Origin of the sequence: Oribacterium sp. FC2011 (genome assembly GCF_000701645.1) — a bacterium.
GTDB lineage: Bacteria > Bacillota > Clostridia > Lachnospirales > Lachnospiraceae > Oribacterium.
The window spans coordinates 146,509-159,108 of record NZ_JNJM01000002.1 but is presented as its reverse complement, the minus strand read 5'-3'; the positions used below and the strand labels follow the sequence as shown (position 1 = coordinate 159,108).

At 45.7% G+C, this 12,600-nt stretch carries 9 protein-coding genes and 1 tRNA gene; 3 read left to right on the top strand and 7 right to left on the bottom strand.

All coding sequences use genetic code 11. From position 1 onward, the window contains the following. Window positions 1-212 precede the first annotated feature (212 nt). Together T357_RS0102115 and T357_RS0102110 are read right to left on the bottom strand one after the other, a co-directional pair. Window positions 213-1,118, bottom strand: coding sequence for a GDSL-type esterase/lipase family protein (locus T357_RS0102115; protein ID WP_031548156.1), 906 nt, complete (start codon window positions 1,116-1,118; stop codon window positions 213-215). 126 nt (window positions 1,119-1,244) lie between these two features. Continuing rightward, window positions 1,245-2,054 (bottom strand): GDSL-type esterase/lipase family protein, encoded by an 810-nt coding sequence (locus tag T357_RS0102110; protein ID WP_049962217.1) that lies wholly within the window; start codon window positions 2,052-2,054, stop codon window positions 1,245-1,247. 223 nt (window positions 2,055-2,277) lie between these two features. Between T357_RS0102110 and T357_RS0102105 the strand changes: the two genes are divergently transcribed. After that, a tRNA-Gly gene (locus T357_RS0102105) sits at window positions 2,278-2,348 on the top strand. A gap of 103 nt (window positions 2,349-2,451) precedes the next feature. On the opposite strand, the gene T357_RS0102100 is transcribed toward T357_RS0102105, so the two are convergent. Continuing rightward, window positions 2,452-3,345 (bottom strand): LysR family transcriptional regulator, encoded by an 894-nt coding sequence (locus tag T357_RS0102100; RefSeq protein ID WP_031548153.1) that lies wholly within the window; start codon window positions 3,343-3,345, stop codon window positions 2,452-2,454. A 295-nt stretch (window positions 3,346-3,640) separates the two neighbouring features. Between T357_RS0102100 and T357_RS0102095 the strand changes: the two genes are divergently transcribed. Next, window positions 3,641-5,845, top strand: a complete 2,205-nt coding sequence (locus T357_RS0102095) for an FAD-binding protein (protein ID WP_049962216.1) — start codon at window positions 3,641-3,643, stop codon at window positions 5,843-5,845. Window positions 5,846-6,452: 607 nt separating this feature from the next. Then, window positions 6,453-7,409: a D-2-hydroxyacid dehydrogenase gene (locus T357_RS0102090; RefSeq protein WP_031548149.1), complete on the top strand. Its 957-nt coding sequence runs from the start codon at window positions 6,453-6,455 to the stop codon at window positions 7,407-7,409. Window positions 7,410-7,670: 261 nt separating this feature from the next. Here T357_RS0102090 and ilvD read toward each other — a convergent pair whose 3' ends face one another. From ilvD to T357_RS0102070, 4 genes are all read right to left on the bottom strand, one after another. Further along, window positions 7,671-9,317, bottom strand: a complete 1,647-nt coding sequence (gene ilvD / locus T357_RS0102085) for a dihydroxy-acid dehydratase (protein ID WP_029201848.1) — start codon at window positions 9,315-9,317, stop codon at window positions 7,671-7,673. Between the two features lie 250 nt (window positions 9,318-9,567). After that, entirely contained in the window at window positions 9,568-10,503 is a 936-nt protein-coding gene (gene argC, locus T357_RS0102080; protein WP_044915882.1) for an N-acetyl-gamma-glutamyl-phosphate reductase, read from the bottom strand. Between the two features lie 228 nt (window positions 10,504-10,731). Beyond that, window positions 10,732-11,313, bottom strand: a complete 582-nt coding sequence (locus T357_RS0102075) for a cytidylate kinase-like family protein (protein ID WP_049962215.1) — start codon at window positions 11,311-11,313, stop codon at window positions 10,732-10,734. A gap of 87 nt (window positions 11,314-11,400) precedes the next feature. Beyond that, window positions 11,401-12,372, bottom strand: coding sequence for a DUF2232 domain-containing protein (locus tag T357_RS0102070; RefSeq protein WP_031548142.1), 972 nt, complete (start codon window positions 12,370-12,372; stop codon window positions 11,401-11,403). Window positions 12,373-12,600: the final 228 nt, after the last annotated feature.

The following is a 12,600-nucleotide window of genomic DNA, read 5'->3' as shown; positions in this document are numbered from 1 at the left end:
AAGCCGAAATCAAACGAAAATGCCTGCGCGTAGCGCATTCTGATGGCATTTTCTCCTTGGAGTTGAAAGAACAGCCTCGCGGATATGTCCGATCAGTATGCACACACCTGTGCATACTGGGCGAACATATCCGCGAGGCTGTACTTTCAATCTCGTGGGCCGTCACACGTCCCTTGCATTTTCTGTACCATTTCAATAAACTACCGGAATCATCACGCCTGTACAGGAACAACAGGAATCACTTCACCTTCTGAACCGGCTGCAGTAGTTTCGGTTGTGGCAGTTTCACCTGCAGAGGCAGCTGCATCATTGGCATGAACATAGTTCTGAGCTGCCGCATACTCACGGAGACACTGAACCCAGATAGCATAAGCATCATCATTCTGATGGATTTTCTGGTCTGTGCAGTAAACAGGGTTCAGATTTCCGTTTGCATCTGCAAGGCGGTTAGCGATATCTATGTAGCCATATCCGTTCTGTGCGGCATATTCCTGCATGGAAGCATTAAGCTTACGTACTGTATCATTGTCAAATGCCCAGCTCTTAACGCCTTTAATTGAAGACTGATGACTTGAATAAATGTAAGTTGTACTTATGATAGTGATATCTACATCCGGATTTGCAGCCTTGATCTGTCCGATGTAGGTTTTGTAATTCTCGAAAACCTCACTTGGACGACCCTGAATATCATTAAGACCAAGAGAAATATAAACATGCTTTGCACCCATTATACCAACCATCTCATAGGCATAATGCTGAGCTCCGCCATACCATAAATGTCTAACGCCTTCTGTTCCAATGGGCTTAAGCTCCTCATCCATGCTATAGCTCGGCATGGTTATGAACTTAAGGTTTGCAAGGATCGGATTAGCACTTCTCGCAATAGCATATCTCCTGAAACCGTCTGCCACTGAATCACCGATGATAAGGGAATCCTTGTAAAAATCAACCACGCGCTGATCTTCCTGAGCATTAACAACCGGATCCTGGGAAAGCTCTGTGGCAGCCTGAGTTTCCTGAGCTGCGGCAGTCTCTTCTGCCATTGAAATAATGCCGGATGAAACGATCATAGATGAAGCAAGTGCAATGATTGCTGCCTTCTTTAATAACTTTTTCATACTCTCTACTCCTCTTATAATTTCTTTTATTTACAATAAATGTATCATATTGTCGAAACCTACACTACCGCATGAAGGTACGGTAAAAATCCTTCAGGTATATTTGGTATAGTACTTTATTTTTTATTATGCAAGTCCCAGCTTTTTAAGAGCATATTCCTTGAGCGAATTTGTCCAAATGTCGTATGCCAGATCGTTCTGATGGATGTACTCATCATTGCTGTAAATCGGATTCAGATCTCCGTTTGCATCTGCCAGGAGGTCTGCAACATTGATAAAGCCCCAGCCGTTTTGTGCGCAGATCTGCTCCATGGCTATGTTGAAAGCTTTAACATTGGCACTTGTCATGGTACCGTGGTACTTGCCCGGGTAAATGTAGGTGGCACTGATCACAGTGATGTCAACATCAGGATTAACAGCCTTGATCTGGTTGATAAGCCTCTGATAATCCTCAAGAACAGTGGGGACCTGAACCTCGGTTGTTCCGAAAGAAAGGTATACGTGCTTCGCACCCATAAGCTGGATGGAATCCCAAACGTAGCGCTGCTGTCCCATGTACATTGGGTGGTAGCTTGTAGTACTGATACCATCAAAAGCACGTTGAATAGAGAAACCGTTGGCAGTAAGTGCCTGGAAATTCTTAAGCACAGGATCCTCTTTGTGATCATAAGCGTAAAGACCAAAGCCTTTTCCTATAGAGTTTCCCACGATGACAGAGTTCTGGAAAAACTGATCCAGAGCATCATCAACGGAAAATCCCGGAGTGCTGATACCTGTGCCCGGCATCGTACCTGCTGCGGCAGACGCATCTGAACTGTAATTGCCGAAATCCACTGCAGAAATTCCTGTGGCGGCAGCAAGTGAACCAAAACTGCAAACACCGGATACAAGCATTGTGCCCAGTGCCAAAGCTGCGATTTTTTTAATCTGTCTCATAAAGACCTCTTCTATTAATTATAATTTGCAAGGAGTATTGTAGCACAAAAGAACAAAATCGGTTTATAAAATCATTTGAACTTCATTTACAAATTACTGACGAAAGCAGAGAATATAAAAAAAGTAAAAAATAATATATAGAACTTTATATTAAGTCATGCAACCACCTTGCGATAGTTGACTTGAGGGAAAATAAGAGTAAAATTATGAGAGTATAATGAACGCAGATATAGTACATCGGTAGTACATCGGCTTCCCAAGCCGAGGAGGCGGGTTCGATTCCCGTTATCTGCTGAATTGAAAACATGGCGGAAATCCTAAAAGAATGGCTTATTCTCTAGGATTTTCGCCATTTTTATTACTGAAAATTACTAATCCGGCAGAATTCTCTGGTAACTCAGTAAGTCAACACCGGCACTATCCCCTGTTCATTGCCTTCATTGTAGGTTTTCCGGACGAAATTCAGGAATTTGCGAACCGTATGAGAAGCATTCTTCCGGAAGAATATTCCGTAGGGCAGGGTATAGTCCCACTTGCATGGTATCACCTTCATGCCGGGAAGAATGTCATTCCAGCACATGGGCACAAGTAAGAGCTGTCCCTTAAATCCTCCGCCCCAGAGGATAACCTCGCTGGGATAATCATGAATGTCGAGATTTATTCCATTAGTCCTCATGCAATCAAACATTTCCACTATAGTTGGGGCACCTTCGTCCCTGAAGCACATTACCGTTTCCCCGGAAAGCTCCGACGGAGAGACTATATCCTTTTTTGAAATAGAGTGTCGTTCCGGCGCCGCAAAGCCAAATGGCACGTCACATATTCTTATAAAATCCCATTCCTTCATCCAGGGAACTCCGCTGTTGACGCTTTCAATGAGATCGGTCTGGGCCGGTATATGGTGCTCGGTATCGATGGAGACCATGTTTATCTTCACATTGTCATTTAAAGCCGAGTACAGCATCCAAAGCTCATAAAGCAGGCGGCTTTTCTCCAACAGTGAAGTGCCTATGGAAATGTGATTCTCTCTTTCTGCTATGGCACGAACCTCTTCCATTATGGCATCCCCTGCATGAACCCATGACCTGGCCTCCTTTTTCAGGAATTCTCCGGCAGGAGTCAGCTCAACTCCACCACGGTTTCTTTTCAAGAGTCTCACATCAAGTCTTTTCTCCAAAGTGTTTATCTGCTGAAGCACGGCACTCGGTGTAATGTATAGTTCCGCCGCTGCCTTATTAAAACTACCCCTTTCACATACCGCAAGAAATGTCTGTATATGTGTGCTGTACATAATCTATCCTCATCTCCTTATATTTTGTTTTCAGTTGAAGCCTTAACCGGCTCTGTTATTTCCTTCCTTTTCAATTAGGTTATTTACTTAAATTGTATAAGCAATGTCCCTTCTTCCTTCCAAAAAGGTCAACTGGTATTAAGTAAAACTAAATACACATTAACACAATTGAAATATACAAACAACGGCGTTCATAAGAAAATACTGTTAAATTAATGCCAATGTCTTGGCTTGATCTATTCACTTTATCTTATCAATATCTTGGATGCGTATTCACGATCCGCAAGGAGGAAAAATGGCTAAACTGATTTCCAGAAGAGATTTTTTGAGAGGCACAGCAGCAGGTGCCGTAACATTAACAGCAGGTGCTGTTATAGGAGGACTTACTGGCTGCAGTTCCAACACGCCTGAGGCAACAACTGCCGCAGCAACCGAGGCTGCCACCACTGCAGCTGCTACTGAGGCTGCAAAAGCAGGACTTTACATTCCCGGAACTTATACAGCAGTTGAAAAGGGTCTTGAAAGTGATATCACAGTCACAATGACATTTGACGAAAACAGCATAACCGATGTAAAGATCGATGCTTCAGGAGAAACCGAGGGTATCGGAACAGCAACTCCGGAGCCGCTTTCAAAGGCAATCCTTGAGGCACAGAGCGCTGAAGTGGATGCTGTGTCCGGCGCCACAGTAACATCCAATGCCGTAAAGAAAGCTGCTGCCAACTGTATCGCACAGGCAAAGGGCGAGGCCGTAACCATGGCTGCCGACGCAGGCAATGCTGCCGGTGCTTCCCAGGATGACTGGCTTGGTGCAGAGCCTGAAATAAGTGATGCTGATGTATATAACGAAGTTGAGGCCGATGTTATAGTTGTAGGCCTTGGTGTTGCCGGTGTGGCAGCTGCAAGAGGCGCCGCAGAGGCAGGCGCAACAGTAATCGGTATCGATGGTGCAGCTGCACCCTGCTGCCGTTCCGGAGAGTATGCGGTCATCAACAGCCCTAAGCTCAATGCCCGCTGGCCGGAGAGAGCATTATCAAGAGAAGAAGTTGACGAGATCATCGATTCTCATGTTAATGAATCTTCATACCGCGTAAAGAGAAGCATCACGAAGAAGTGGGCTGACAACATTGGCGAAGCCTTCGACTGGTGGACAGATGCCGATGACCATCTGTTCATAGCCGATGAGACAAGACAGCCTATCGAAGATGAGAATGCTGACGACTTCATGATTCCTATCTTCCGTCCGCTTCCTTCTTATAAGGATGCAAGCGGCAATGAGCACGTATACAACTGGAAGGAAGAGCGCTTCCCATGCTATCCGACTTCTGTTGAGTTCCTGCCGAGCCAGGCAGCTACCTTCACAGCTAACTGGGACAAGGCGCTGGCAACCGGTAAGGTAGAGGCTTATTTCGGACACTTCGGAAAGAAGCTCATCATGGAGGATGGAAGATGTGTCGGTGTCTATGCATTAAACGACGACCCTCAGTCTTCTGATAAGGGCAAGTACCTGAAGCTCACAGCAAAGAAGGGCGTTATCCTTTCAACAGGTGATTACGGTTCCAATGATGCTGCCATGAAGCATTTTGCTCCGGATGTAATGAAGACTCACCAGAACAACAGACTTTTCACTTCCTTCGACGTAAACGGAGTTCCAACAAACCAGGGTGAAGGTCTCAGAATGGGTGCATGGGCAGGCGCAAAGGTTATGGGCTACAATGCCCCTATGATCCACCACATGGGCGGCGGTGCCGATCTTTCAGGTGTTGGTGTTATGGGTAATGCAGGCTTCCTGAACCTGGACATGGACGGAAAGCGTTTCATGTGCGAGGATCTTCCGGGACAGCAGCTTGAGAACCAGATCGAGCAGACCAGACTTATGCAGAGCTGGCAGTTCTTTGATGCAAACTGGCCTGAGCAGGTAACTCACATGCCGGCAGCTCACGGTGGTGCATGCTATTTTGAAGATTACGCTTCCATAGATGAAGCTCCTAAGAACAATAAGACTTACCGTAACTGGAAGAGCCCTTATCAGCTTGAGGCTGCTGTTCAGGACGGCAGATGCTTAAAGGCAGATACATTGGAAGAGCTTGTTGCAAAGGTATATCCTGATGATACCGCTGCACAGGAGCAGGCTCTTCAGTCCATCAAGAGATATAATGAGCTTGCAGCAGCCGGCTATGATGAGGATTTCCACAAGGTTCCGAGCCGTCTCATGCCTGTGGATACAGCTCCTTTCTATGCCGATCAGTTCACAACCGCTATCATGCTTGTTTGCATCGGTGGTCTCGAGTCTGATGAGGACTGCCACACATTCACAGAGGTGACAGATGAGCAGGGACGCCAGGTTTGCGGCGAGATCATCAAGGGTCTCTATGTTGCGGGAAATATGCAAGGCGGTAGATTCGGAATGGAATATCCTATCGGGCTTAAGGGTGTGAGTCACTCTATGGCTATGTACTATGGTAAGGTTGCAGGGGAGAATGCTGCTGCCGAGATCTGATGAGACCGATAGGTTTTGAAATGGGCCAGAAAATGCAAGGGACGGGTGACAGCCCACGAGATTGAAAGTACATCCTCACAAACAAAGTCCGCCCGGTATGCACAGGTATGTGCATACCGGGCGGACTTTGTTCGCGAGTCTGTTCTTTCAACTCCAAGGAGAAAATGCCATCAGAATGCGCTACGCGCAGGCATTTTCGTTTGATTTCGGCTTACGCCGAAACAGCCTCGCCGCCTGGGGGCATCAGCATTTCTCACGAAACGCTGATCAGGCAAGCCTTGCCACACATCCCTTGCATTTTCTTCACATATCGATTACCGGAACTTAAAGCAGATTATGATTACGCCGAAAGAGCCTCGCCGGCTAGCGGCATCAGCTTTTACTATGAACATTTATAAGCAAGACATTGGCACCCTTCCTTTTCTTCACGTTATCACTCAACGTGTTTTAATGGATACCTTATGTCTCCTGCCTTTTAAACTGTAGTCTAACTGTTTCCCTGCGACCTTTTGTGAAGGAAACAAATTATATAGGTGATATTTTGTGTAGAATATGTGGTAAAATCAACGGAGATTGAATAAAAAACGGATGACAGGAGGGTGTTTGCATGAAGATTTTAGGGGCTATGCCTTTTAGTGACGAGGACAGAAAGTATATTGAGAGCAAGGCAAAGGGGCATGAGATTGTTTATAAAGCGAAGGAGATTGTGGAGGAAGCAGATGTGCAGGATGTAGATATCATCCTGGGGAATGTTTCTCCGGCGGTTGTGGCAAAGGCGCCGAAGCTTAAGTGGCTTCAGACCAATTCTGCAGGTGTTGATAATTACTGTAAGGAGGGAATTCTTTTGCCTGAGACTCTCCTCACCAGTGCTTCAGGTGCTTATGACACTACGGTTTCTGAGTGGATGGTTTCAGTTTGCTTTATGCTGGCTCGTAAGGAAGATCTTTATATGAGAAATCAGGTCAACAAAGAATGGAGGCCGGAGGGCAAGGTGGTTTCCATTGAGGATTCTGTGACTCTTGTTTTGGGGCTTGGTTCTATAGGTAAGCATTATGCCAAGAAGATGCATGCCTTGGGAAGCTATGTGATCGGCGTTACAAAGCATCAGCATAGTGACAAGCCTGAATTTGTTGATGAGCTCACCACTGTCGAGCACCTTGATGAACTCCTTCCAAGAGCAGACTACGTTGCCATGGTGCTTCCGGGAACGGCGGAAAATGTTCATATCATCAATGCTGACCGCCTCAAACTTATGAAGCCGACTGCATATCTCATCAATGCCGGCCGTGGCAATGCAGTGGACGGAAAGGCGCTGAATGACGCCCTCAGAAACGGAATAATCGGAGGAGCAGCCCTTGATGTAACAGAGCCTGAACCCCTCCCCGCAACAGATCCCCTCTGGGATGCCCCAAGATGTATCATCACCCCTCACATCGCCGGCCAGTTCTACTTACAGAAGACATTCTATAATATCGTAAAAATTACAGGAGAAAATCTAGAAAAGTACTTTGCCGGAGACATCGCTTCCATGAAAAGTAAAGTAGATCACAAAAAAGGCTATTGATAAAAAGCCTATTGTGTATAAATGTCTTGCCTGCCGGTTATCAATGTGTGAAGAAAATGCAAGGGATGTGTGGCTAGGCTTGCGAGTTGAAAGAACAGACTCGCAGATATGTACGAACGGAATGCACATACCTGTGCATACCGGGCGAACATATCTGTGAGGCTGTACTTTCAATCTCGTGGGCCGTCACGCATCCCTTGCATTTTCTGTACCATTTCATAACCCCCCGGAAACGCCCTCCGGGGAGTAAATATAAATTCTTTATTCTACAATCGCGCCTGTATCAGCGGAGTGTACCAGCTTAGCATACTTCCTGAGATAACCTGTGAGGTTTCTCTGTTCGCGGATCTGCATGGTCTTCTTGCGCTCTTCCATCTCTTCATCGGAAACCAGAAGCTCGATGGAATAGTTCGGGATATCGATCTTTATCTTGTCTCCATCCTTCACATAAGCGATAGGTCCGCCGGCCTGAGCCTCGGGTGAAACGTGTCCGATGGCTGCACCACGGGATGCACCGGAGAAACGACCGTCAGTTACAAGAGCAACCGTAGTATCAAGCTTCATGCCTGCGATGGCTGATGTAGGGCTGAGCATTTCTCTCATTCCCGGTCCGCCTGCAGGTCCCTCATAACGGATAACCACGCAGTCTCCCGCCTTGATCTTTCCGCCATAGATTGCGCCGATGGCCTCTTCCTCGGAGTTGAATACTCTTGCGGTACACTCATTAACCATCATCTCAGGTGCAACTGCTGAACGCTTAACGATGGAGCCGTTAGGTGCCAGATTTCCGTAAAGCACCGCAAGTCCGCCTTCCTTGAGGTACGGATCGTCAAACGGTCTGATGACATCTGTATTTCTGTTCACAGCATCCTTTGTAACCTCACCGATGGTCTTTCCGAGAACAGTCATGCAGTCTCTGTTGATAAGTCCGTGCTCATCCAGGGAATGGATAACCGCATAGATACCGCCTGCCTCCATGAGATCCTGCATATGATGGTGTCCCGCAGGAGCAAGGTGACAGAGGTTAGGGGTTTTGTCGGAAATCTCATTGATCTTGTGAAGATCGAATGGGAAGCCCGCCTCATGAGCAACCGCCATGAGGTGAAGTGATGTATTTGTGGAGCATCCGAGAGCCATGTCAACTGTAAGAGCATTCTCGATGGTCTCTGCCTTAATGATATCTCTTGGGCGAAGGTTCTGCTCCAGAACCTTCATTACCTGCATTCCGGCTGTCTTGGCAAGACGGATTCTCTCGGAATATACCGCAGGAATGGTACCGTTGCCCGGAAGTGCCATACCCAGAACCTCACAAAGAGAGTTCATGGAGTTGGCTGTAAACATTCCTGAGCAGGAGCCGCAGGTAGGACAGCAGGTATTCTCAACATCCATAACTCCTGCCTCATCCATAAGTCCTGCTTTGTAAGCACCTACTGCCTCAAACGCAGTATTCAGGTCTTTCTGATGAAGTGAAAGCATCGGTCCACCGGAAACAAATACGCAGGGAAGATTGAGACGGAGGGCCGCCAGAAGCATTCCCGGAACGATCTTGTCACAATTAGGAATAAAAACAAGTGCATCAAGGGCGTGGCCGGTTGCCATACACTCGATGGTATCTGTAATGAGCTCACGTGAGGACAGTGAGAAATGCATTCCGTCATGTCCCATTGCGATACCGTCACAAACTGCTATTGTATTGAACTCAAGGGGTGTTCCTCCCGCCATGAGAACGCCATCCTTAACAGCCCTTGCAATCTGCTGCAAATGCTCATGACCCGGAACAACTTCGGTAAATGAATTTACAACACCGATAAGCGGGCGTTTCATCTGCTCGTCTGTAAGTCCGTCAGCCTTTAAAAGTGAACGATGCGGGGTGTGCTCGATACCCTGCTTTACTAAATCACTGCGCATAATCATTTCCTCCGGAAAAAAATCTTCTTTAATTCTTGTTGGGTCAAAAGTATCAAACTCTCACCTTTGACCCTTGCCATTAATTATACATTCTAATCTTTCTATTGTCGCATTATTTTCCGATATAAGTGACATAATCCAAAGACTTGCGTAACAAATCGTTCCTGCTATGTTACTCGTGCCCCGGCTGAACTGTTACAGACTTGCATTTTCTGTACCATTTCACAGCAATTCAGAGTCAGCTGAATCATTAAAGCCCTGTGTCTTCAGGAAGTCCCAGCATTATGTTCATGTTCTGGACTGCGGCACCGCTGGCTCCCTTTCCGAGGTTATCGAAAAGAGCGGTAACTGAAGTCTGATCCTCATATCCGCAAACTACGATTTCAAGTCTGTTGGTTCCCGCAAGCTTGTTTGCATAAAGCTTACTGTCATTCTCACCGAATGGAACCACTGATACAAAATGCTCATCCTTATAGTACTCTGCGAGCTTCTCACAGATGTCCTTTGCGGCAGGATTTCCCGGAAGGAGTCTGTTCTGAAGCATGATAGTAGTTGCCATTCCCTTATAGTAGTCATCTACCACCGGCATAAATACAGGCGCATAGGTAAGCCCCGTAACCTTCTGCATCTCAGGAATATGCTTATGCTTTAATGTAAGTCCGTATATTCCGGGTGAACTGAGAACCTCAGGTCTGTCATCTGCTTCATAGTCCTTTATCATACTCTTTCCACCGCCTGAATATCCTGTAAGAGAATAGCAGGTTACCGGATAGTCCTTTGGCAGAATCCCCATACGAACAAGAGGCGCTGTAACTGAAATGAGACCTGTAGCATGACAGCCCGGATTTGCTATACGCTTTCCGTTACGGATCTTTTCTCTCTGCTCCTTCGAAAGCTCGGGATAACCATACACCCATTCGTCGTTGGTTCTGTGAGCAGTGGATGCATCAATGACTCTTACATTATCATTTTCAATGAGAGAAACCGCCTCCCTTGCACCATCATCCGGAAGACAGAGAAAAACGATATCTGCGCTGTTTATATACTTTTTACGTTCCTCGAGGTCATGACGCTTGTCCTCAGGGATCCTGAGAAGTTCCAGATCCTCTCTCGACCCGATTCGATCATATATCTGCAGTCCTGTTGTTCCGCTTTGTCCGTCAATATATACCTTTGTCTTCATCATTTCTCTCCTTCAAATCGTTTTCTTGTATACCCACACTAATATCCATTCCGCCGATTTTGGCCGGTAACAAAATAGTGATAGATAATTTTTTATATCAGGCCTTCAGATAAGTATCCGCCGCAGTCCAAAGGTTCACAGCTTGATTTTGGGTTGATATTTATACAGAAACACCCGTATTCCAGCATTTTTATGCAAGAATACGGGTATTATAACACAGGTTCTGAATAATTACTTCAAAAGTTCGCAAATAATATCTACACATTTATCCATATCAATCTTGCTCACATCTATGCATAATGAATAATTATCTGCATTTCCCATGGTCTGACCGGTGTAGGTCTTGTAATATCTGCGGCGCTCGGCATCCTGCTTACGGATAAACTCCTTGGTCACAGGCTTCTTTATTTTTTCCGCATCCATGGCATGCTCCATACGCCATTCCTCAGATGCTGCAAGGAAAATATCAAAGGAGCTGATGCCGGCTTCCTTCAGAACATAATTGGCACATCTTCCGACAATTATGCATGGATTCTGTGACAGTTCCAGAACCACTCTGCTCTGTGCCTTAAATATCTCATCATGAGTGGAAGTAAGTGATGCTGGTGAAACCATTTCTATAAATCTGGTAGTGGGAGTATACTTCTCGCCTTCTTCATCTATGACATCTTTCTCAATTCCGCTTTCTTTAACGGTCTGGCGCACAAAATCCTTATCATAGTACGGGATTCCCAGTTTCTTGCTGAGTTTATCAGCCAATACATGGCCATGTGTTCCATATTCACGACTGATGGTGATTACTTTGTAATTCATATCTTTTTCCTCGCTCATTTAGGATGAATATTCTTTCACTATACCTATATAATATATCAGATGTCATAATTTAGCTAGGGCTCTGTCCTACCTTGTTCCATTCAATTTATTCAGAAGAAACGTGTGAAGCTGACCCGATATATAAAAGATTCCCAAAATCGTATTTATCTGAGGCATCATAAGGAATGCCAGAATAGATAAAATCACAATCAATGCTTTTGCCCTTGTGATGTAAACCCGGATAAGCAGGCTTATAGCAATGACTCCAAAGCACATGAGATAAAGGGTTCCAACTATACCTGCCACCTGAGCAATGCTCTGCACAAATTCATTTTCAAAAGGTTTTACAAATGAATAATTATAAAGACCAAATGCAAATATCCCCAGATATGCTGTCCAGAAAGGCGGAGTATACTCCACTACAGGCTTGGGCTTAGGCACAGCAATATGAAGTCTTCTCAATATCAGGAGACTTATCTCATATACTACAAAACCCTGCATGGCTCCGGTAAGTGCCGTTGTTATAAGAAACATCCTTGCCACAAAATCATCGCTCATCATTGACTTCATAACTGCAATCTGCTGTTCCGTCTGAGGATTGCTTCCCGTAACCTTTGTCATCATTTCCATGGTCTCATTCATGGCAATCTGCATCTCGGTCACATACATGCTGAGTGACTGCCCCGAGATGGCAGCCACGATCACGATATCCAAAAGCTCGGCAATGGTGCAGAGCAGCATCACCAGAAAAAGGGTTTTGGTCATGTCCTTTTTATGGTAAATGCAGGTTCCAAGCACCATACCTACAAAGGACTGACAGGCAGCATTTATAGCCGTTGTGGGCGTACTCACAAGGATGCTGATAAACATGGAAGCTGCCCAGGCGGCAAGCCCTGCCTTCCCACCGTACCTTGCTCCGTAAGCCACCATGGGAATGGGCAAAAGGAACATAAGTATCCCATGAAACATTCCTCCGGTTTGCCGGTTAATGAGCAGCAATACTCCGAAAAGCGCCACGATCATGGCACCATAAGTAATCTTCAATGTTTTCTGATTCATTTTTTCTTCTCTCTTATAAATCCAAATCTATAACCATGTAATTTTAAGTCATTTTCGCTCCACGGGCAATGTGGTTTTTCTATCCGCCGCAACATCCGTCGATTCAGACCCCCGGAATGCTTCCCGCCGGCGAGAACCGTCCCTGATGTCTGACTCGACAGATGTCACGAATTTAAATAATTTTTTTAAAATTACAAATGTTTATGAAATTTTTGTCGACACTATGTA